This window comes from Bradyrhizobium sp. (assembly GCF_030654605.1).
Classification (GTDB): domain Bacteria; phylum Pseudomonadota; class Alphaproteobacteria; order Rhizobiales; family Xanthobacteraceae; genus Bradyrhizobium.
Map to the genome: position 1 here is coordinate 1 of NZ_JAURXB010000255.1, position 21,179 is coordinate 21,179.

Below are 21,179 nucleotides of genomic sequence, written 5' to 3' on the forward strand. Positions count from 1 at the left end.
TCACACCGGAATCACCCGGCACTCCCCGCGCAGTGGTTTAAGGCTTATACGTGCTCTTCTCGGTGAGCCCTGCACTTTTGCCACCGTCACCCGCGCTGCCTTGAGCGGCGAGCTTGACACCTGCCCTTGGGGTGTCGGAACCACACGATTTCGCCATCCGCTTCAGGCACTCCGGTCAAGAGCGCCATTCGCGTCCACCGCATCCCCGTCCCGCATTGGTGACCTCTGCGCAACGCCCCACTGAATGGGACGGGATGGCGAACATATAGCTCGGTTTTCAATTCTGAAAAACAGAAATATTTTTACGCAAAGGGCTTGACACGATTTCGGATAAATCGAAGTGATTTGCCCGTCGGGTTAATCTGTCGCAGGTTCTTGCGCGGGACGCCCTCCCTCATGGTGAGGAGCGCGTCCGGCCGCCGACAAGTGCGCTGGCGGGCCCGCGTCGCGAACCATGTGGCAAATTGCCTGCTGCCATCCTTCGAGACGCCGCGCGAAGCGTGCGCGGCTCCTCAGGATGAGGTCGGTGCTTCGCCCTAATTCTTCGTGCGAACAAATCCGGCGAGTTTGGCTTTCTGGGTCTCGCACCAGGTTGAGAGGCCGAGACGGCGCTGGTCGAGGTCGGTTGATTTCGTCGCCACGGCGACTTCCGACATCAGTTCGGCGTCCCCGCGCTCGCCCATTTTTCCACCGGTGTGCATGTAGGCGATGGCCTTTCGAACCTTCTCGGTGGTTTCGTCCGGCAGCTGCATCTCCTTCGCCTTCTGCACCAGATCCTGATAGGCCACGTCCATGCCGGGACATTCGACCTTGGCGGCGAAAGCCTGCAGTACCATGGCCACATAGACCGAGCGCGGCTCGGCCTGCGCCGGTGCCGCAAGGACCATCAATCCCACGATGAAGAGACCATAACGCATTGTCGGCTCCCTGGGTTGGGCAATAAGACTAGCTCCGACATCATCACCGCGCAACCTCCGGAAGCAACGACACGCTGCGATGGCGGTCATGGCGTTGAAGCTGACCGGCAATCGTGTCTTATTCACCGCACCCCTTTGGGAGTCGACAGCATGAGCCTCTTGAACACACCTTTCGATCCCGCGCGCGAGGCGGCCCTGGTCACCGGCGCGGGCAATGGCATCGGCCGCGCCATCGCGCAAGCTCTGGTCGGGGAGGGCGTGCGGACCGTGTTCGCCGACATCAACCCGGATACGGTTGCCGATGCGATCAAGACCTCGCCGCGGCCGGAACTGGGGTTTGCCTTCGTCGGCGATCTCGGGGATCGCGCCGCCTGCGATGCGCTGCTGGCGCAGGCACAATCGGCGGTCGGGCGGGTGACCCATTTCGTTCACAGCGCCTCGCCGCCGCGGCGCGAGGCCGATCATGCCATGGCGGTCAGCGACGAGACCTGGGCGCAGATGCGCGCGGTCAACGTCGACGCCGGCTTTCATCTCGCGCGCGAACTGGCGCGGCCGCTGATCGCGGCGAAAGAGCCCGGCTCGTTCCTGTTCCTCACCTCGCTTCATGCAGGCACGCCGCGCAACCTGCCGCACTATTCGACATCCAAGGCCGCGCTCGCCATGCTGGTGAAGGAACTGGCGCGGACGTGGGGCCGCTACGGCATCCGCGTCAACGCGCTGGTGCCCGGCGCCGTCGCCGCCGGCGGTTTTGTCGCCGATCCGGCATTGGCAAGACACATCCCGCTGGGACGCCTGGGCGAGGCCGCCGACCTCGCGCCGATGGCGCTGGCGGTGCTGTCGAACAGGGTGTCGGCCTATGTCACGGGATCGGCGATTGTGATCGATGGCGGATTGTCGCTGATGAACTGGTTCGAGCCGCCCGAAACAGGCGATCTCTGAAAGGGCAGGCCGTTCGATGCCGATTCACATCTGCAGCACGTGCGGGACCTCGTACCCGGAGGCTCCCGAACCGCCACGCCACTGCCGGATCTGCGACGACGAACGCCAGTATGTGCCGCCGGGCGGGCAGGCCTGGACAACGCCGGAACGACTTGGCCGCGGGCACGTCAATGCCTGGCGGCAGCTTGAAGCCGGCCTGTTCGAAATTCACACATGGCCGCAATTCGGCATCGGCCAGCGCGCGCTGCTGTTGCGCACCGCCGGGGGCAACATCCTGTGGGATTGTCTCGCCTTGCTGGACGATGCCACCGAGGCGCTGATCCGCTCGTTGGGCGGACTTCGCGCGGTCGCCATCTCGCATCCGCATTACTACACCTGCATGCAGGACTGGGCGCGCCGCTTCGACTGCCCGGTCCATCTGCACGCCGCCGATTCCGAATGGATCATGCGTCCCGATCCCGCGGTTCGCCTCTGGCAGGGCGAGACCCTTGATATCGCCGACGGCGTGACGCTGCTCCGGCTCGGCGGCCACTTTGCCGGCGGCGCCGTGCTGCATTGGGCTGATGGCGCCGAAGGACGCGGCGCGATCTTCAGCGGCGATATCGTGCAGGTGGCGGCGGATCTCGGTCGCGTCTCGTTCCTCTGGAGCTACCCCAACATGATGCCGCTATCGGGCACGACGGTTCGCCGCATCGCCGACACGCTCGCTGCCTGGAAGTTCGACCGGATCTACGGCGCCTTTCCGGGACGCCAGGTGATGAGCGGCGGTGCGCAGGCGGTGGAGCGATCGGCGGCGTGGTATGTCGAGTTGCTGAAGGGGGAGCAGGCCTGAAGGTTTTCCGGCCGGGCCGTGGTCGGGAACATTCGAACTTGTCTGATCTCCAGCTTGTATGATAACCGGTCAGCATGACCTCGATTACTTCCGTCACCCGTGCCCCGCGTCTATCCGACGAGGTCGCTCGCCAGCTTACCGCGGCGATTCGATCAGGTGAATTCGCGCCGGGCGCGCGGCTGCCATCCGAAAAGGAGCTGGCGGAGCGGTTCGAGGTCTCGCGCATGGTGGTGCGCGAGGCGATGTCGCGGCTGAAATCGGATGAGCTGGTCGATACGCGCCAGGGGCTGGGGGCCTTCGTTTCGGCCGAGCCGGGCAAGAGTCTGTTCCGGCTGGAGCCCGATCCGGCCATCGTCAAGGATCTGCACGACATCTTTCAGCTCCGCGTCGCGGTGGAAGGCGCCGCGGCTGGCCTTGCTGCCGTCCGCGCCAACCGCAGCGAGCTGGCGGCGATGCGCGCCTGTCTGCGGGAGATGAAAGTCTCCGTCGCGGGCCGGGAGGACGATATCGAGGCCGACAATCGCTTTCATGCCACCATCGCCCGGGCCTCGCGTAATCCCTATTTCGACCGCTTCCTGACCTTTCTCGGCGCCAATCTGCATGGCGCCATCGCCAAGGCGCGCTCGAACACCGCGGCGCGTCACCCCAGCAGCGTGTTGGCGGTGCAGGCCGAGCATGAGGCGGTGTTCGCGGCGATCGAACGGCGCGATGCGCCGGCTGCGGAAGCGGCGATGCGCCGTCATCTGTCGGCGGCGATGGAGCGGCTCGGGCTCGGGCCTTTCACCGGTGCGCGGTCATGAGCACAACCCTGCTCGAGCCACCGGCCTGTCAGGGACCGAACCCGTTCGTCAGTCCGCCTGATTTCGCCGTTCCGGTCCATGCCTGTGACACCCATGCCCATGTGATAGGAACGGCCGATCGCTTCCCGATGGTCGCCAGCCGCAGCTACACGCCGCCTCCGGCGCCCGAGTGCGCCTATCTCGGCATGCTCGACAGTCTCGGCGTGGCGCGTGGCGTGCTGGTCCAGATCAGCGTCTACGGCACCGACAACCGCTGCATGGTCGAGAGCCTGAAGGCGCATCCGGACCGGTTGCGCGGTGTCGCGGTGGTCGCGCCCGATGTCGGCGACGAGGAACTCGAGGCGCTGCACGCGGCCGGCGTGCGCGGCATCCGCATCAACGTCCTGTTCGGCGGTGGCGTGGCGATCGACGAGATGGAGCGGCTGGCCGCCCGTGTCGCGCCGCTCGGCTGGCACATCCAGCTGCTGATCGACGCGCGCAACCTGCCTGAACTCGGGCCGCGCATGATGAAACTGCCTGTCGAGGTCGTGTTCGACCATATGGGGCACATGCCGGTATCGTCTGGCGTCGTGCATCCCGGCTTCCAGCGGATGCTGCGGCTGCTCCGCGAAGGCAAGGCCTGGGTGAAATTGTCCGGGGCCTACCGCATTTCGCAGGCGGGCGCGCCGTTCCACGATACGCTCGACTTCGCGCGGACGCTGGTTGCGGCCGCGCCGGAGCGCTGCGTCTGGGGTTCCGACTGGCCGCATGTCTCGGTCGAAGGGCCGATGTTCAACACCGGCGCATTGCTGGATTTGCTGCCGCTCTGGGTGCCGGAGGCGGCGGTGCGCAACCGCATCCTCGTCGACAACCCGGCGCGTCTCTACGGATTTGCCACCGCGACCGCCGGCTGAACGGCGGCGCTTACTTTCAACGGGAGGAGTTACCCATGGCTAACCTGATCACGCGCCGCGCACTCGGTGCATTCACGGCAGTCGGAATCGTGCTCGCAAGCGCGCCGGCTTTCGCCCAGCAGAAGACCGTCATCAAGCTCGGCTGGACCACCGCCGACGGCGCGCAGGATCCCTATGCCACCGGCGCGCGCGCCTTCAAGGAGCGCGTCGAGGCGGCCTCCAACGGGCGCATCGAGGTCCAGCTCTATCCCAACCGGCAGCTCGGCGACGAGAAGCCGATGCTCGAGGGCATGCGGCTCGGCACGGTCGATGCCGGCGTCATCACCAACGCGGTGATCGCGCAGATCGAGCCGGCCTTTCAGCTCAACGACCTGCCATTCCTGTACGAGAACGAGGCGCAGGCCCAGCGCGTGCTCGACGGCCCGGTTGGCCAGAAGCTGGCCGCCAAGCTCGAAGCCAAGGGCGTCAAGCTGCTCGGCTGGATGGAAGGCGGCTTTCGCAACATGATCAACAACGTCCGCCCGGTCGACAAGCCCGAGGACGTCAAGGGCGTGAAGTACCGCGTCATGCAGAACCCGGTCTTCATCGGCATGTTCTCTTCGCTCGGCGGCAACGCCGTGCCGATGGCCTGGGGCGAGACCTTCACGGCCGTGCAGCAGGGCGCCATCGACGGGCTGGAAATCCCGCTCGCGGTGATCGAACAGAACAAGTATTTCGAGGTGACGAAGTATCTCTCGATCACCAACCACACCTATTCCGCCATTCCGCTGCTGATGGCCAAGCGCGCCTTCGACAAGCTGCCCGACGACCTGAAGAAGGTGGTGATCGAGTCCGGTGTCGCCGCCACCAAGGCGCAGCGCGAGGCCGCGGGCGCCGCGGCGAAGGATGTCGTCGCCAAGCTCGAAAAGGCCGGCATGAAGGTCAATCGCGTCACCGACTTCAAGCCCTTCCGTGCTTCGGTGGAGAGCGTCTACGAGACGTTCAAGGCTTCGATCGGACCGGAACTGATGCAGGAAGCGGCGGCCGCCAAGCAGTAACGCCCGGCCACCGCGAGCCCCGGCCATGGCCAACCCCGCTTTGCGCGGCGTCGAACGCGTCATCGCGTTCGTCGCCACCGCCCTGAAGCTCAGCCTGATCGCGGCGACCGCGATCATGGTGGGCTGCATCGCGCTGCAGGTGGTGATGCGCTATGTGTTCGGCCGCACGCCGTCCTGGACCGAGGAACTGGCCGTGCTGATGTTCTCATGGACCGTGATGGGCGGGCTGGCGCTCGGCGTGCGCGAGGGATTTCACGTCCGGCTCGACATCCTGATCAACCTCGTGCCGTCAGGCGGAAGGCCCTGGGCGGAGCGCGTCATCGAGGCGTTGACGGCGGCGTTCGGTTTCTTTCTCGCCTGGTCGGGCCTGCGATTCCTCGACATGACCGGCGGCTCGGTTTCGGCCGCCATCGGCTTTCCGATTGAACTGTTGCACGCGATGGCTCCGGTGGCGGGGGGATTGATTGGCCTGTTCGCGAGCTGGCGCATGCTGAGCAACGCGCCGGCCGAAGCGCCCGTGGAGTTGGCGCCATGAGCGCCAGCGTCCTGCTGCTCACCGCGGGTTTTGCCGCCCTCGTCACGCTCGGCGTGCCCTTTGCCATCGCCATCGGCGTCGTCGTCACGCTGGTGCTGGTGGTGGTCGATATGGAACCCGCTTTCCTGGCGCAGCAGCTGGTGGCGGGATCGCAGTCCTTCAGCCTGCTGGCAATCCCGCTGTTCATGCTGGCCGGCGAATTGATGACGGCCGGCGGGCTGTCCCAGCGCCTGATCGATGTCGCCGCCGTGCTGGTGCGGCACCGCACCGGCGGGCTCGCCATGGTCGCGGTGCTGGCCGCCCTGGTATTTTCCGCGATTTCGGGTTCGGCGCCCGCCACCACAGCGGCGATCGGCGCGATCGTGATCCCGGCGATGGCCGCGGCGGGCTACAACAAGGCATTTGCCGCGGCAATCGCGGTCAGCGCCGGCGTGCTCGGGCCGCTGATCCCGCCCTCGATCGCCTTCGTGATCTGGGGCATCGTGGCCGAGCAATCGATCGGCAAACTCTTTTTGTCGGGCATCGTGCCGGGCTTCGCCATCGCCGCGGGGTTGCTGGTCGTTTGTTACGTCCATGCCAAACGCAACAAGGTTCCCAAACAGCCAAGAGCCAGCTGGGCCGAGACGCGCGCGGCTTTCGCCCACGGCAAGTGGGCGCTGATGTCGCCGCTGGTGGTGCTCGGCGGCATCTATGGCGGCATCTTCACGCCGACCGAGGCCGCCGGCATCAGCTGCATCTATGCCGTCGTCATCGGCCTGTTCGTCGAGCGGCAGATGAGTTTTTCGGCATTGCCGGACATCGTGCTGCGATCGGTGCGCACCAGCGCCATCGTCACCGCCATCATCGCGGTTTCGGCCGGCTTCGGCGTGCTGATCGCGCAGGAGCAGATCGCCACCGGATTCGCCACCTGGCTCGCCAGCCATGTCACGGAGAAATGGATGGCGCTGGCCGGGCTCAACATCGCGTTCTTCCTGCTCGCCGCCGTGATGGACGAGATCGCGATCATGGTCATCCTCGGCCCGATGCTGATCGCGATCGCCACCAAATTCGGTGTCGATCCGATTCACTTCGGCGCGATCATCGTCACCAACGTGGCGATCGGGATGGCGGCGCCGCCGATCGGCTATTGCCTGTTCGTCGGGATGGCGATTTCGGGCCTCAGCCTGACCCAGATATCGCGGGCGATCTGGCCGCATATCATCGTGATGCTGATCGTGCTGTTCCTGACCACCTATATCCCATCGTTCGCGCTGATGTTCGTGCCGGGAAAGTAGGGGGAACACATCTACCGGTGCTGGCAGATGTGGGATTTTCCGGCGCCTGAGCAGAGCTGCGCTAGCGCAGCGGCATCGGTGGCCGGACGATCGGTCCGTCATCGTCGGCCCGGGCCGGGTCCTGCGGTGGTGGCGCTGATAGCGTCGACACCGGAGGGTAAGCCGGTTGCGGCAACGGTGCGGGTGCCGCGGCCTGCGCGGGTCGGTAGGCCGGCATCGGCCGGGGCGGAGGCGGCGCGGCCGTTCGCGGCGGTGGCACTACTGCTGTCCTTGGCCGCGGATTTGGTGCGGCGGGTTTTATCTCTGCAGGCTTGTTATCGGCCGTTCTGGCGGCGTCGCGGACCATCGCTTGCTGGCTCGTCTTCAGTTCGGCGACGCTGGCCTTGAGCTGTTCGACCTGTTGCGCCATCGCCGCGAGGTCGCGCGTCATCGACTCCAACTGCGCCGCCTCCGGGGAGGGCGCGGCGGCGACCGTTACAGCGCTTTCCTTGGGCGGCGCCGGGGCTGCCGGCGACGCAGCGTTCTGCTCCGCCACAGCTATCTGAGTGGCGGGCGTATCCGTCGCTGCCGGGAGCGCAGCCGTTTCCGTCGACGGCGACGAAGTGACGGCGAAAGCGGGCACCCAATTCGAGATCATCTGCCTGGCCGCATCGCCGTGAGTTTGCCAAGCGGCGGCAGCGGCAGCGCTGCTCATGGCAAACACCAGCATGATCGCACTTTTTGCCCACCGGCTGGTCGACGGCTGCTCGACTGGGGCGACGATATCGTCGGTGGCGGTGGCGCGAAACGTCGTATCCACGGCCGGCGCGGCCACTGCGGCACCGGATGCCGCAGATGCCTGCTGATCCGAAGCAGAGTCGCTGATGTCATGAGGGCCCTCGGCCTCGCTCCCGGCGTCGCGCGCGATGTCGGCGAGCACCTTGTCGGCCCATGCCGCCGGGACCACATCGGGTGCGATCGAAAAGTCGTCGTGCGGATCGGAATCTCGCAGCTTCAGTGTGGAATGCATTGGCGCTCCGTGCTTGGTCCAGGCTCACCCGCGAGGGGCCGGCGGGTTCAGGCGACGTCGGCGAACCCTTGACGCCCCCCCTAACGGCCCCTTGCCCGGCTCCAGAGTCCTGTCCGGTTTGACCAAAGCAAGGCGACAGGGTGGAGAGGTTGAGGCTTGCGGGAACCTGATCGGGATGGCTGGAACGAGATCAGTCGTTGGTGGTTCTGGACATACTGCAGGACCGCCGAAACCGGTTGATATGGCTCCGATTGGCGGAACAATCAGGGAGGCCGAGATGACATCGGAGACGCAAATTCACACCATCGCGCGTCAGATGATCGAGCGGCGTGGTTACGAAGCCATCGCCGAAGCTGCGCGAATGGCCCAGGCGTGCGAGAGCAAGGGCGAGACGGAAGAGGCCAGGGAATGGCGTCACATCGCGGATGCCATGAAGATGATGCGAGGGCCACATCAAGGCTGAGGAAATATTCTACAGCTATTGCGGCGAGCGACCGGCGCGACGGTTCAATCCAGCATCAGGCGGCCGACAGCCTCGCGGCCGCCGCCGCTGCCGCCGCGGACCACGACGATCTCGCCGCTCGCCGGCTGGATGCCGGTGAGCGCCTGGATGTTGGCGCCGTGCGTCACGATGAGAAGGTTGCCGCTGCCGGTCCATTGCTCGATGACGGCCCGCGCGCCTGATGTCAGGGCCTCCCTTTGATCGCGCAGCACGACCACATTGCCGAACGTCGGTGCGGTCTTGACCGGTCCGAGTTGAAGCAGCGTTGCGGTGTCGATGCAGCGGCACCAGGGCGAGGAGAGGATTGTTGCCAGTCCAACCCCTTCCGACCGCAGCCGCGCACCGATCCTGAGCGCGTCGGCGCGTCCCTTGGCGCTGAGGTTGCGCTGGGTGGCGCAGTCTTCGACCTTGAACCCTGGCGGATCGCCGAAGCCGCCCGGCGCATCGGCATGCCGCATCAAGGCGACGTGCCCACCGGCGCGCAGCGCGCTCCAGGCCTCGGCGTCGCCAGCGCGGGCGATATTCGCCGCGGTGCAGAGCCCCAGAAGAATTGCGAAGATGGCGAAGCCGATGCGGCGCATGATGGCGGACCTCGTCACACGCGATCAGGCAGCCACGGTCCGAGATGCGCGATCACGACAGCGATCAGCGCCGCCGCGATCCACAGCAGCTTGCCTTCGAACGCGGGGGTACTCACCACACGGGGGCGCCGCCCCCGGAATGAGGGCAGCCGCCAGCGACAGCAAGCAACGCCGGGTGATGGATGTCATGGACCGCCTCCGGCATTTTTTAAACGGCACCGATCCGCGCTGGATTCCTAGCGCGTTTGGCAGGGCCGTTCAAATAACCCCGGCGTGATCCAGGTAAAACAGGACCAGCCGGCCGGGATGCGGAGTAACCGGGTGCGGCGGCGCCGCAACACACCCTGCTTTTTGTCCCGGGTGTGGCATCCACCGTTTGGTGACCCGACCCGAGATGCGCTATGCTTACCGCCACAGACAAAAAACGAGAAGCCGGGAGCAGGCGCGACAAGGTGAGCCAAGCGGGGCAGCATCCATGATGACCTTACCGGAACTGGCCGTGGACGCGCTGGAAGAATTTCTCCGGTCCTTTATGCGTCGCCGGTTCGGTCCCTCGCAGGCGCTCGTGGAGATCGTGCCGGCGGCGGCGCGCCTGGCGCTCGAATGCATCGGCAACAGCGACGCGCTTTACCACAATGTCGAGCATACGATGCTGGTCACGCTGGCGGGACACGATATCCTGCGTGGTCGTGCGTTGCACACCCATGTCAGCGTGGAAGACTACGCCCATGTCATCGTCGCCTGCCTCGGCCATGACATTGGTTATGTGCGCGGCCTGTTCAGGGAGGACGATGCCGACGGATTCGTGATCGATTCTGAGGGCAGCAAGGTGACCTTGCCGCGCGGCGCATCGGACGCCGGCCTGATGAATCACCACGTCGACCGCTCGAAACTCTACGTGATGAGGAGGGTCGTGCCCCCGCTCGACAAGCAACGCATTGCCGATGCGATCGAAGGCACGAGGTTTCCGCCGCTGGCAGGCCAGCAATTTGGTGAGGAAGCGTCGATGGTTCGCGCCGCGGATTTCATCGGGCAACTCGGAGATCCGAACTACATCCGGAAATCCAACGCGCTCTACCATGAGTTTGAGGAAGTCGGCATCAATCGCCAGCTCGGCTATGATTCACCCGCCGACATCGTCCATCGCTACCCCCAATTCTACTGGGACAGCGTGGCGCCTCAAATCCAGACCGAAATAGGCTATCTCAACATGACCTCGAGCGGACGGCGGTGGATCGCGAACCTGTACGCCAATGTGTTCCGCGCCGAACAGGCGATCTCGCTTTCGGGGCCGCAGCGGTAGGCCTGCCGCGTCCCGGATTTGCGACGTGCTGTTCGCAAGGGTGAGACGCTGGCCCGCGATGTACCTGACTTGCTGCGTTCGAACGAGCCAAAACATCGCGTAAATTGCAGGGAAGTTCCGCAGCCAGAGCGTGCGCCGGGCGCTGGCACGCCGTTTGCTGTTGGCTTTCTCAACGCGCGCAAGACGCGTTGCGGTAAACCAACCAAGGGAAGGGAAATCTCATGGAGATCGGCTATGAAGCTTCTGGTGTTCGGATTCGGCTACACGTCCCGGCATGTTGCCGACCGCCTGCGGCCGGGCGGCGCGCAGATATCTGCGACCGTCCGAAGCCGGCCCAAGGCCGACATGCTGACGCGGAGCGGCATCCGCGCGCATGTGTTTTCGCCCGATCGATGCGATCCCGCGATCGCATTGGATATCGGCGAAGCGGAAGCCATTCTGGTTTCGACCCCGCCGGATGGTTCAGGCGATCCCGTGCTCGCGGCGTTCGCCGATAGGATAGCTGCGGCACCCCATCTGCGCTGGATCGGCTATCTCTCGACCGTTGGCGTCTATGGCGACCACGCCGGCAGCTGGGTCGACGAGACGACGCCGGCCGCGCCGTCTGACGGGCGTTCGCAAGTGCGGGCTGCTGTCGAGCAGGCATGGCTTGCGTTTGGCGCTATCAGCGGAATCGCGGTGCACATTTTCCGGCTTTCCGGTATCTATGGTCCCGGCCGCAACCAGTTGGCGCAACTGGCGGCGGGAACCGCCCGTCGGATCGTCAAGCCGGGCCAGGTCTTCAACCGCATCCATGTCGCGGATATTGCTGCGGTGATCGAGGCGTCGCTCAGGCAGCCGCGCGCCGGCGCGATCTACAATGTCAGCGACGACGAGCCGGCGCCGGCGCAGGACGTCGTCAGCCTTGCGGCTGATTTGTGCGGCGTACCACCGCCGCCGGAGATTGCGTTCGAGTCCGCCGAACTGTCTCCGATGGCACGGAGTTTTTACGGCGAAAGCAAACGCGTTCGCAGCGCCTTGATTCGCAGCGAACTCGGTGTCGTGCTGCGCTACCCGACCTACCGGGAAGGATTGACGGCGCTGCGGGCCAGCGGCGAGGGGCCGGCGGGTTGATCGTCGTTCAGGCTCGCCTGCCTGATAGCTCCCTGCCGCGTTCCGCCAGCTTCACCATCACCTGCAGCGCTCGGTTGGTCGGCGTCGGAATCCCGAGCTCGGCGCCCTTGCGCACCACATAGCCGTTGAGGAAGTCGATCTCGCTGGGTTTTCCGCGTGACAGATCCTGTGCGGTGGAGGAGGTCTGGTTCGGCATCGCGGCTGGAATTTTCAGGATCTGCGCCTCGAGGTCGTGCGGAATTTTCACGCCGCAGGCGCGGGCGACATCAGCTGCTTCCTGAACCGCGCTGGCGATCACATCCCGGGCGCCTTCGACCTGCATCATCGCTCCATAGGCGATGCCCGCCACCGCGGACAGCGCGTTGAAGGCGCAGTTGGTGATCAGTTTTGTCCATTGCACGGCCTCGATGTCGACGGCGATCGTGGTGTGGATGCCGGCTGCGTTCAAGGTTTGCGCCAGCGCCTCGCTGGCCGGGGAAGCGCCGATCACGAGGTCGCCGCCGCCGTGATGCCTGACATGGCCTGATGCGGCCATTTCGCTGCCGACATAGACCACCGTTGCGATGACGGGATGGCCGGTGACGGCGCGCAGGCGCTGCGCGTTGTCGACACCGTTCTGCAGGCTGAGCAGCGATGTTTCCGGCCGCAAGTGACCGGCGAGGGAACGACCGGCCTGCTCGGTATCGGCCGACTTGACGCAGACCAGCACCAGATCCGGCGCGGCGAGGGCGGTGGTGTCGGTTGCGGCCGTCGCGGGCAGGTGATCCCTGAATCCCTGCATGTCCAGCAACAGGCCATGCGCATTGATGGCGTCGACATGCGGCTGCCTGCCGATGAAGGTGACGTCATGTCCGGCCTTGAGCAGCAGGCCGCCGTAGTAACACCCGACGGCTCCGGCGCCGATCACCGCGACTTGCATGCTGGGCTCCTGGGCGAGGCTGACGCGGGCCGGGGTAGCTGATCGGAAGCGATGGCGCAATTTCCGCGGCCGTTTGCCGGCGAGATTGCGGCAATGCCGTGGGCGCTGTGACACCGCGAGCACACTCGAACCGAATTGCGTGGGGCGACGCGGGTCCGATCGCACCCGGTCACGGTTCCGCCCCGATTGGATTCGGACGCTGGGGGCGTGTTGGTTTTCGGCTTGGGCTGGGGCGCGAGTGGGGGATGCAACATGGTGACAAACGGCTGTGCCACGCCATCAGGGATCGATACCGCAACGGGCCGCGGCATGGTGCGGCTGTTGGCCCTCGCGCTCGCAGCGGCCGCGCTGGCGGGTTGCGCGCAGTCCTCCGTCGTCAGCTCGAAATCCGAAACGCGCCAGAGCAGGGAAGCGTCGCTCGAACGCGATCGGTCGACATCATCAGTGCCGAAGCGGCGCGCGGCCGTGGTGAAAAAACATACGCCGTTCGCGGCGCACCGGCCTGCCGCCGGCACCGCGACGGCGTCGCAGGGCATTGCCAGCTTCTACACCGAGGGCACCAAGACCGCGAGCGGTGAAAAATTCAACACGCACGATCTGACCGCGGCGCATCCGACGTTGCCGTTCGGCACCCGATTGCGCGTGACCAACGTCAGCACCGGCCGCGCCGTCACGGTCCGGGTCAACGACCGCGGTCCGTACATCCAGGGGCGGATCGTCGACGTTTCCTATTCCGCGGCGGATGCGCTCGGAATGGTTGGAAAGGGCATCGCCAACGTCAAGCTCGACGTCGTCCAGTAGCAGGCGGAGCCGGCCAGAACTTCATCGCCGGAATGTCATCGCCGGCGCATGCCCGTCATGCCTCGTTCTTTGGAATGTATTTTCCCGCGACGCATTTGTATCGTTGCAGCTTCCACTGATGATACGGGCCCTTGGCCAGCCAGTCGGCGATGCCGATTTGCGCATGGACCGCACAGGCTGTCATGGTAATGCCTGACAGTTCGGAGGTGGTGACGACTTTCTCCAGGCACAGCTGGCCGTTGCAGAGAACGGCGACGAGAGTAACGAGCATGGCGTCCTTCGTGGCTTGGGGGATCACCCGGACGGTTGATGCTATGCAGGGTTCGTGCCACGATTCGGGGGCGCTGTGTTCTGCCGCGTTGCTGCCCCCGTGGTCTTACTGGCCAGTCCGGAGGACGCGCGCGGTCCGCGCGCTGTGGATTTGAACCAGGCGCCGCCGAATTCATTGGCAAGACAGTGCAGGACATGACGACACAGGAGAAACCAACGGTGCGCAGGCTCGAGAACCAGAGTTTTCTGCTGTTGCTGGTCGCGATCACGCTGGCGTTCGCCTGGATACTGGCGCCGTTCTATGGCGCCATTCTCTGGGCCATCGTCGTCGCCGTGATTTTCGCGCCGCTGAATCTGAGGCTGCAGCAACGGATGGGCGGGCGGCCCAATCTCGCCGCCGCGACGACGGTACTGATCGTGATTGCGATGGTCATTCTGCCGCTGGCCTTGATCACGGCTTCGCTGCTGCAGGAAGCCTCCGTCCTCTACGCCAAGGTGCAGTCCGGCGAGTACAACTTCGCCGGCTATATTCAACGCATGTTCGATGCCCTGCCGGCCTGGGCGACGGGCCTCTTGAATCGCTTCGGCCTGACCAACCTGTCCGCGGTTCGCGACAGCGTGGCGGCCGGGCTGGTGAAGGGCGGACAGGCGGTTGCTCCGCAGGCGCTCAGCTTCGGCATGAACACCTTCGACTTCGTGGTCGGCGGCGGCATCATGCTGTATTTGCTGTTTTTCCTGTTGCGCGACGGCAACGCGCTGGCCGAGCGGATCAGGCAGGTGGTTCCGCTGCGCACCAGCCAGAAGACCGCGCTGTTCGACCGCTTCGTCGACGTCGTGCGCGCCACGGTGAAGGGCGGCATCCTGGTGGCGATGGCGCAGGGCGCGCTGGGCGGGCTGGCGTTCTGGTTTCTCGGGATTCACGCCGCCTTGCTGTGGGCGGTGCTGATGGCGTTCCTGTCGCTGTTGCCGGCGGTCGGAGCCGGGCTCGTGTGGGGGCCCGTGGCGATCTATCTGCTGGCGACAGGCGCCGTGTGGCAGGGCGTCAGCCTGATCCTGTATGGGGTGCTGGTGATCGGCCTCGTCGACAATCTGCTGCGGCCGTTCCTGATCGGCAAGGAGACCAAGCTGCCGGACTATGTCGTGCTGATCTCGACGCTGGGCGGCATCCAGGTGATCGGGCTCAACGGCTTTGTCATCGGACCGCTGATCGCGGCGATGTTCATGGTGACGTGGGAAATCCTTTCGGCATCGCGGCGGACGGCGGCGGAGTCGGAAACGTAAACTCGCCGTCGTCCCTGCCTAGTGCGCAATTGCGCACGGGCGCACGGACCCTTAGCCACCGGCGGTGGCGTGGCGAAGATTCCATCATCACGTCGTCGCATCGAGGGCACAACGCGGTATGGGTCCCGGATCGGCGTTCGCTGCGCTCACTTGTCCGGGACGACGCGGGGGTGGTTCTCTGCCCCACTGGACACCACCCCGCCGCAACGTCCAAACTCGCCGCGCGCAAAGGAGCCGCCGCGATGATGACGATCGATTCCCAGGTCCATGCCTATGAGGCGAACACGCCGAAGCGGCCATGGGCTACGTTGCCGAACTGGCCCGATCACGTCACCGGCGACGAGATGGTGGCGGCGATGGACAAGGTCGGCGTCGACGGCGCGATCTTCATCTCGGCGTTTTCGATGTATCGCTATGACGCGAGCTATGCCGTGGAAGTGGCGCGGGCGCATCCCGGCCGGCTGGCGATCGTCAAGCCGGTCGACCCCGACGACCCTGATGTGGACGATGTCGTCGCCGACTGGAAGCAGACGCCGGGCGCGGTCGGCATCCGCATCATGCTGACCAGGGAGAGCGGACGCGCGCCGGATGATCCCGGGCTCGACCGCATCGCGCGCGCGGGCGTGCGCCACGACTTCCCGGTAAACCTGTTGTGCTGGGACAATCTCGACGCCGGCACCGCATTGATCGACCGGCATCCCGAAACGCGCTTCATCCTCGATCATCTCGGCATCCTGCAGCCGCGCACCCCGCCGGCGCCGGAGCAGCCGTGGGCCGATCTGCCGAAGGTGCTGGCATTGGCGAAGCGCCCGAACGTGGCGATCAAGGTGAGCGGCGCCTGCACGCTGTCGCGCGAACCTTATCCGTTTCCGGATATCCGGGATCCGCTGAAGCGCGTGTTCGAGGCCTGGGGTCTTGAGCGCTGCCTGTGGGGCACCGACTGGACCCGGGCCTTCGCGGTGGTCAATTACGAACAGGCGGTCGAGCCGTTCCGCAACTATGGCGGACTGAGCGACAGCGAGCGGGCGATGCTGATGGGCGGGGCGTGCGCCAAGGCGTATCGGTGGGAGCCGACGAGGGAGTGAGCGGCGCCAAACCAGAAATATCGAAAACAACCCCATGTACAGTAAGCGACGGTGCGTTTTGTGGTATTATGGTAGGGTGCAGGATGGGTTGAGCTCTTCGCGAAACCCATCGCGTCATCCGCGCCCGAAGCAAGCCGTTGGGTTTCGCAACGGCTCAACCCAACCTACGCTGCCGACTTCTCCAATCCGACATGAGGGACCATGACCCAACCAGCCACCATGCTTAGCAAAACCCCGACGGCGGATGCGGCGTTGCGGGCGCGGGCGGCGCGCGTGGTGCCCGGGGGGATGTGGGGGCATCTCAACGCGGCGCGGCTGCCGGAGGGCTATCCGCAGTTCTTTGCCTCCGCGGAGGGATGCCGCATCCGCGACGTCGACGGGCGCGAATACATCGATTTCATGTGCAGCTGGGGACCGGTGCTGCTCGGCCACCGCCATCCGCAAGTGGAGGCGGCGGCGCAGGCGCAGGCGGCACGCGGCGACTGTTTCAATGGTCCCGGCGAAGTGATGGTGGATCTGGCGGAAGATTTCGTCGCCATGGTGCCGCATGCCGACTGGGCCATGTTCCAGAAGAACGGCGGCGATGCGACCACGGCCTGCGTGACCATCGCCCGCGCCGGCACAGGGCGGCGCAAGGTGCTGGTGGCGCGTGGCGCCTATCACGGCGCGCTGCCATGGTGTTCGCCTGTTGTCGCCGGAATCACCAGCGAGGACCGCGCGCATCTGGTGCATTTCGACTACAACGATGTGGCGAGCCTGCAGGCCGCCGCTGCTGAAGCGGGCAACGATCTTGCCGCCGTCCTGGTCACCGCCTTCCGCCACGACATGGGCCGGGATCTCGAACTGCCGACGGCGGAGTTCGCCAAAGCCGCGCGCGCCATCTGCGACGCGGCCGGCGCCGCCCTCATCATCGATGAAGTCCGTGCCGGCCTGCGGCTCGATCTCAGGGGCAGCTGGGAGGCGTTGGGCGTGCGCCCGGACCTCGCCGCCTGGAGCAAGGCGATCGCCAACGGTTATGCGCTGGCGGCCGTCACCGGCAACGACCGGTTTCGCGAGGCCGCGACAAAGGTCTTCGTCACCGGCTCGTTCTGGTGCGGCACCGTGGCGATGGCGGCGGCCCGCGCCACCTTGCGCATCGCGCGCGAGACCGACGTGCCGGGGCATATCCACGCGATGGGCCTGCGGCTGCGCGAGGGGCTCGCGGCATTGGCGAACCGGCACGGCATTGCTGTCAGGCAGAGCGGCCCGCCGCAAATGCCGTTGATGCTGTTCGAGGCCGATCCGGAGGTCCGCAAGGGCCGCGCGTTCTGTTCGGCGGCGCTGCGGCACGGCGCGTTCTTTCATCCGCAACACAACATGTTCTTGTCGGCAGCTCATGGGCCTGCGGATATCGACGAAGCGCTGCAAGCGGCGGAGCAGGGGTTCAGGGCGGTGCGTGAGCTGGATGCGCGGGCGGCGAGGTAGGGATTGAAGCTAAACCAACGTCGTCCCTGCCTAGTGCGCAATTGCGCACGGGGCGCAGGGACCCATAACCACAGGTGTGGGTTGTTACGGAAGGTCTCGACCTTCAGCGTTTGAGCCGAAAGTGCACGGCGTATGGGTCCCTGCGTTCGCAGGGACGACGATAGAAATGCGCAAGGCGCAGTCATTTGCCGCTGACGAATTGTACCCATCCGTCCTGCTGCGACTTCAGCATATTTCTTCTTTCCTTCTCCAGTTCGACGACGCGCCTGGTGGTCTCTCGCATCGCGCGGGCCGCGACATCGTAGCGGTCCACCGTGCGTTGCAGGGGGAAGATGAATTGGCCGTCGACGACCTTGTAGGTGCCGGACTCGGCGACCAGAAGCGCGACATAGTCGCCATAGGCGCGATAGAGTTCGGCGCGCGCCGACAGCAGCCTGGAAACGAGGGCCGCAAATTCCGCGTGCCGCTTGTCGATGTGATCCAGCAGCCTGGCTGTGGTCTCGTTTCCGGCATTCAGCGAGCGCGCGTGCCTTTCCACCTTGTCACGCTCGGATTTCAGCAGCGCGAGGTAGCGCGGCATGAATGTCGTCGCATTGGTTTCCGCCGTTTTCAGATCGCGGCGAAGCGCCTCGAGGGCATCACGGCTTGCCGCGCCCAGATTGCCGATCCCCCGAACCGCCGGTGGCTCGACTTCGCTCGACAGCTTTTCAGCGGCAGCAGCGGTTTCATTCGCCGCCTGGATGGCCATGGCCGTCAGCCGCAGGAACCTGTCTTGGGGATGTTGCGTGAGCGCTTCATCGATCTGCCCTGGACGGGTGATGTCCTGCAATGCCACCGGGCTGTCACGAACGGCGCTGCCCCTCTGCAGCCGGCTCAGGTCGGATACGAACCAGGCCCCAGCCGCAAACACGACGAACAGCAGCAGGAACGCTATCCATACGCGCGTCTTCGGATTCGGATCTGAAGGCATATTGTCGGCCTCCTGGGCGTTGAACCTGCAACAAAACACCCTCGTCGTCCCTGCGAACGCAGGGACCCATACGCCGCGGCCTGTCGGTGAGACGCCGGTGTTAGATACCTTCTGCAACAACAGACGACCGGGATTATGGGTCCCTGCGTTCGCAGGGACGACGAGTTGCATCCATGTGCCGGCACGTCCCCTTGACATGTTAGCGCTCCGCCGTCGGAATGGCGAATAGCGCAAAAAGCGCAGCGTCGCGGTGTCCTCACCCGGCGCATCAAGAACAAAAGCGGGAGGATCGAAATGTTTCGCCATCTCAGAAATTTCGCGCTTGCAGCATTTGCAGCCGCCAGCCTGCTCGGCGCCGGCAATGCCCAGGCGGCGTTCCCGGAGCGGCCGATCACGCTGATCGTGCCGTGGGCCGCCGGCGGCGGCACCGACGCTGTGGCGCGCCAGATCGCCCAGATGCTGGAACGCGATTTCAAGCAGCCGGTGAACGTCGTCAACCGCACCGGCGGGTCGGGCGTGGTCGGCCACCAGGCGATCGCCACGGCGGCCCCCGACGGCTACACCTTCGGCCTGATCACGCTCGAGATCAATTTGATGCACTGGGTCGGGCTGACCGATCTCACCTATGAGAAGTATACCCCGCTGGCGCTGGTCAACCAGGACCCCGCCGCGATCCACGTCAAGGCGGACTCGCCCTGGAAGAACGTCAAGGAACTGTTCGCGCATATCAAGGCTAACCCGAACAAGGTGGTGGCCTCGGGCACCGGGCAGGGCGGCAGCTGGCATGTTGCGCTCGCCGGCCTGTTGCAGGCCGACGGCATTCCGCCCAATTCGATCCGCTGGGTGCCGTCCACCGGCGCGGCCACCGCGCTGACGGACCTCGCGGGCGGCGGCGTCGACTTCGTCTCCTGCTCGATGCCGGAAGCCGAGGCGCTGATCAAGGCGGGGCGTCTGCGCAGCCTGGTGTTCTTCTCGCCGAAGCGCGCGCCGAATTTTCCTGATGTGCCGACCACCGAGGAGGCGACGGGTCACAAATGGCACAAGGGCGTGTGGCGCGGTTTTGCCGCGCCCAAGGGCCTGCCGAAGGAGATCGCCACGCAATACGAGACCGCGATCAAGAAGATCTGGGACTCGGCCGAGTTCAAGGAGTTCATGAACCGGCGCGGCTTCGACATGATCTATCAGGATTCCGCCGGCTTCGCGGCGTTCATGAAGGCGGACAACGAGGACAACGGCAAGGCGCTGAAGTCGCTGGGGCTGGCGAAGTGAGGGAAGTCAGTAGGGCGGATTAGCCGAAGGCGTAATCCGCCGCTTTCATTGAACGCCGGTATCGGCGGATGACGCTGCGTAATCCTACGCGCTCCAAGACTAACCGATCATTAACCATACGAGCCCATGATTTGAGCCGAATTCGGGTGGGCAAGCGCGCGCGAGCCATGGCTGGTTTGTCACCGCGATGGCTCTTTTGTCTTTGCTGACCGGAGATGGGACGAATCTCGCGACTGGGCTGAGACGCAGGGAACGCAGGTGACCGAAGCACCGGCCAGGGAAACGCAAGTGGACAAGCAGCCCGAGGCGGCACCGCAGCTGGCCTTGAGCCGAGTGCCGGTGATCGCGGTGTCGCTGGCCGCCCTGGTCGTCATTGGTGCCGCCACCGCCAATTCCTTGCCGAGTTTCGGTGGCTTCTCTCTGCCGGAATTCAATCAGGTCGCTTTGCCGGGCGTCGATCGGTTCTCCTTGCCGGACTTCAGCCGCTTCTCCCCGCCGAATTTCAATCGCGTCGCTGCACCTCCTCCGCCCGACCCGGCTCCAGTCCTCGTACCGGATGCAGTTGTCAGGGCGGGACTGAGGGACATTCAGATGTCGCAGCAGCAAAACGCCGATGCGTTGCTGTCGCTCACGCAGAGCTCCGCAACCCAACAGGCGGATCTGAAAAGAATAACCCGTCAACTCGCCGTGCTGACGGCGCAGGTGAGCTCCCTGCAGAATCCGGTGACGCCGCCGCTGACGACTTCCAGCATCCTGCCGTCGGCGACTTCCGGCATCCTGCCGTCAGTGACTTCCAGCATCCCCCGTCGAAATCCTCGCGCGCGGGTCGTCCATGCGTCGCGAAAAGTACTCCCTCCGGTTCTCCCTCCAACCCTTCCGCCACTTCCCAAGCCTGCCGGTCCTGTTTCGGTAGGAGGCGCTCCGCTGAATCCTGCGCCGACAGCCGGCCCGGACGCAAGCTGACGCGCAGCTGCGTAGGGCGCAATAGCCAGCGGGTCGCGCGAATGCGCGCCCGATGATAAACTCCGCGTATTGCGCCGTGTTCGTGGTGATGGCGGATTACGCTACGCTAATCCGCCCTACGGGCTGGGACAGTGCCGAGTTCAAGGAATTCATGAACCGACGCGGCTTTGACATGATCTATCAGGATTCCGCGCAGTTCGCTGCGTTCATGAAGGCGGATAACAAGGACAACGGCAAGGCGCTGAAGTCGCTCGGGCTGGCGAAGTGAGGGGATGAAGAGAGTGGGGCGGGTTACGTTGCGGCGTAGTCCGCCACCCTCGTCGTCCCTGCGAACGCAGGGACCCATACGCCGTGCACTTTCGGTCAAGCGCTGACGGTCGAGACCTTCGGTAGCAACGCACATCGGTGGTTATGGGTCCCTG

At 65.3% G+C, this 21,179-nt stretch carries 23 protein-coding genes; 17 read left to right on the forward strand and 6 right to left on the reverse strand.

What is annotated here, in order from left to right; translation table 11 throughout:
- Positions 1-536: 536 nt before the first annotated feature.
- A complete protein-coding gene (locus Q7U29_RS22670; RefSeq protein WP_304745002.1) occupies positions 537-917 on the reverse strand; it encodes a hypothetical protein in 381 nt (126 codons plus the stop codon).
- A gap of 150 nt (positions 918-1,067) precedes the next feature.
- Here Q7U29_RS22670 and Q7U29_RS22675 point away from each other — a divergent pair, with 150 nt between their 5' ends.
- The 7 genes from Q7U29_RS22675 to Q7U29_RS22705 all read left to right on the forward strand — a co-directional run bounded on the left by Q7U29_RS22675 (position 1,068) and on the right by Q7U29_RS22705 (position 7,227).
- Positions 1,068-1,856, forward strand: coding sequence for an SDR family NAD(P)-dependent oxidoreductase (locus Q7U29_RS22675; protein ID WP_304745004.1), 789 nt, complete (start codon positions 1,068-1,070; stop codon positions 1,854-1,856).
- Between the two features lie 16 nt (positions 1,857-1,872).
- Positions 1,873-2,688, forward strand: a complete 816-nt coding sequence (locus tag Q7U29_RS22680) for an MBL fold metallo-hydrolase (protein WP_304745005.1) — start codon at positions 1,873-1,875, stop codon at positions 2,686-2,688.
- A 74-nt stretch (positions 2,689-2,762) separates the two neighbouring features.
- Positions 2,763-3,488, forward strand: coding sequence for a FadR/GntR family transcriptional regulator (locus Q7U29_RS22685; RefSeq protein ID WP_304745007.1), 726 nt, complete (start codon positions 2,763-2,765; stop codon positions 3,486-3,488).
- Entirely contained in the window at positions 3,485-4,381 is an 897-nt protein-coding gene (locus Q7U29_RS22690) for an amidohydrolase (protein ID WP_304745009.1), read from the forward strand. Before Q7U29_RS22685 ends, Q7U29_RS22690 begins: the two co-directional genes overlap by 4 nt.
- Positions 4,382-4,416: 35 nt before the next feature.
- Positions 4,417-5,418, forward strand: a complete 1,002-nt coding sequence (locus Q7U29_RS22695) for a TRAP transporter substrate-binding protein (protein WP_304745011.1) — start codon at positions 4,417-4,419, stop codon at positions 5,416-5,418.
- Between the two features lie 25 nt (positions 5,419-5,443).
- A complete protein-coding gene (locus Q7U29_RS22700; RefSeq protein WP_304745013.1) occupies positions 5,444-5,953 on the forward strand; it encodes a TRAP transporter small permease in 510 nt (169 codons plus the stop codon).
- On the forward strand, positions 5,950-7,227 hold the full coding sequence (locus tag Q7U29_RS22705) for a TRAP transporter large permease (protein ID WP_304745015.1): 1,278 nt from the start codon (positions 5,950-5,952) through the stop codon (positions 7,225-7,227). Before Q7U29_RS22700 ends, Q7U29_RS22705 begins: the two co-directional genes overlap by 4 nt.
- A 61-nt stretch (positions 7,228-7,288) precedes the next feature.
- On the opposite strand, the gene Q7U29_RS22710 is transcribed toward Q7U29_RS22705, so the two are convergent.
- Positions 7,289-8,236 carry a hypothetical protein gene (locus Q7U29_RS22710; protein ID WP_304745017.1) on the reverse strand — a complete coding sequence of 316 codons (948 nt, stop codon included), beginning with the start codon at positions 8,234-8,236 and terminating at the stop codon, positions 7,289-7,291.
- Between the two features lie 277 nt (positions 8,237-8,513).
- Between Q7U29_RS22710 and Q7U29_RS22715 the strand changes: the two genes are divergently transcribed.
- A complete protein-coding gene (locus Q7U29_RS22715) occupies positions 8,514-8,699 on the forward strand; it encodes a hypothetical protein (RefSeq protein WP_304745019.1) in 186 nt (61 codons plus the stop codon).
- Between the two features lie 44 nt (positions 8,700-8,743).
- Here Q7U29_RS22715 and Q7U29_RS22720 read toward each other — a convergent pair whose 3' ends face one another.
- Positions 8,744-9,319 (reverse strand): histidine phosphatase family protein, encoded by a 576-nt coding sequence (locus Q7U29_RS22720; protein ID WP_304745021.1) that lies wholly within the window; start codon positions 9,317-9,319, stop codon positions 8,744-8,746.
- A 475-nt stretch (positions 9,320-9,794) separates the two neighbouring features.
- Here Q7U29_RS22720 and Q7U29_RS22725 point away from each other — a divergent pair, with 475 nt between their 5' ends.
- Both Q7U29_RS22725 and Q7U29_RS22730 read left to right on the forward strand, forming a co-directional pair.
- On the forward strand, positions 9,795-10,622 hold the full coding sequence (locus tag Q7U29_RS22725) for a metal-dependent phosphohydrolase (protein WP_304745042.1): 828 nt from the start codon (positions 9,795-9,797) through the stop codon (positions 10,620-10,622).
- Between the two features lie 234 nt (positions 10,623-10,856).
- Positions 10,857-11,735, forward strand: a complete 879-nt coding sequence (locus tag Q7U29_RS22730; protein ID WP_304745023.1) for an SDR family oxidoreductase — start codon at positions 10,857-10,859, stop codon at positions 11,733-11,735.
- A 7-nt stretch (positions 11,736-11,742) separates the two neighbouring features.
- On the opposite strand, the gene Q7U29_RS22735 is transcribed toward Q7U29_RS22730, so the two are convergent.
- The gene (locus tag Q7U29_RS22735; protein ID WP_304745025.1) at positions 11,743-12,654 is read right to left on the reverse strand and encodes a ketopantoate reductase family protein; all 912 of its coding nucleotides are present in this window, start codon (positions 12,652-12,654) and stop codon (positions 11,743-11,745) included.
- A gap of 252 nt (positions 12,655-12,906) precedes the next feature.
- Between Q7U29_RS22735 and Q7U29_RS22740 the strand changes: the two genes are divergently transcribed.
- Complete coding sequence (locus Q7U29_RS22740; protein ID WP_370691811.1) at positions 12,907-13,455, forward strand: septal ring lytic transglycosylase RlpA family protein; 549 nt, start codon at positions 12,907-12,909, stop codon at positions 13,453-13,455.
- A 55-nt stretch (positions 13,456-13,510) separates the two neighbouring features.
- Here Q7U29_RS22740 and Q7U29_RS22745 read toward each other — a convergent pair whose 3' ends face one another.
- A complete protein-coding gene (locus Q7U29_RS22745) occupies positions 13,511-13,726 on the reverse strand; it encodes a hypothetical protein (RefSeq protein WP_304745027.1) in 216 nt (71 codons plus the stop codon).
- Between the two features lie 218 nt (positions 13,727-13,944).
- Between Q7U29_RS22745 and Q7U29_RS22750 the strand changes: the two genes are divergently transcribed.
- The 3 genes from Q7U29_RS22750 (at position 13,945) to Q7U29_RS22760 (ending at position 17,555) form a co-directional block, all read left to right on the forward strand.
- Positions 13,945-15,006 (forward strand): AI-2E family transporter, encoded by a 1,062-nt coding sequence (locus Q7U29_RS22750; protein WP_304745029.1) that lies wholly within the window; start codon positions 13,945-13,947, stop codon positions 15,004-15,006.
- A gap of 242 nt (positions 15,007-15,248) precedes the next feature.
- Positions 15,249-16,091, forward strand: a complete 843-nt coding sequence (locus Q7U29_RS22755) for an amidohydrolase (RefSeq protein ID WP_304745031.1) — start codon at positions 15,249-15,251, stop codon at positions 16,089-16,091.
- Positions 16,092-16,292: 201 nt separating this feature from the next.
- On the forward strand, positions 16,293-17,555 hold the full coding sequence (locus Q7U29_RS22760) for an aminotransferase class III-fold pyridoxal phosphate-dependent enzyme (protein ID WP_304745033.1): 1,263 nt from the start codon (positions 16,293-16,295) through the stop codon (positions 17,553-17,555).
- Positions 17,556-17,736: 181 nt separating this feature from the next.
- Here the strand turns inward: Q7U29_RS22760 and Q7U29_RS22765 are convergent, their stop codons facing one another.
- Positions 17,737-18,831 carry a hypothetical protein gene (locus Q7U29_RS22765; protein ID WP_304745035.1) on the reverse strand — a complete coding sequence of 365 codons (1,095 nt, stop codon included), beginning with the start codon at positions 18,829-18,831 and terminating at the stop codon, positions 17,737-17,739.
- On the opposite strand from Q7U29_RS22765, the gene Q7U29_RS22770 reads away from it, so the two are divergent.
- From Q7U29_RS22770 to Q7U29_RS22780, 3 genes are all read left to right on the forward strand, one after another.
- Positions 18,820-19,794, forward strand: coding sequence for a tripartite tricarboxylate transporter substrate binding protein (locus Q7U29_RS22770; RefSeq protein WP_304745037.1), 975 nt, complete (start codon positions 18,820-18,822; stop codon positions 19,792-19,794). The two genes, Q7U29_RS22765 and Q7U29_RS22770, sit on opposite strands and share 12 nt — an antisense overlap.
- 288 nt (positions 19,795-20,082) lie before the next feature.
- Positions 20,083-20,757, forward strand: coding sequence for a hypothetical protein (locus tag Q7U29_RS22775; RefSeq protein WP_304745039.1), 675 nt, complete (start codon positions 20,083-20,085; stop codon positions 20,755-20,757).
- A 52-nt stretch (positions 20,758-20,809) separates the two neighbouring features.
- Positions 20,810-21,025: a hypothetical protein gene (locus Q7U29_RS22780; RefSeq protein WP_304745041.1), complete on the forward strand. Its 216-nt coding sequence runs from the start codon at positions 20,810-20,812 to the stop codon at positions 21,023-21,025.
- The last annotated feature ends 154 nt before the right edge of the window (positions 21,026-21,179 follow it).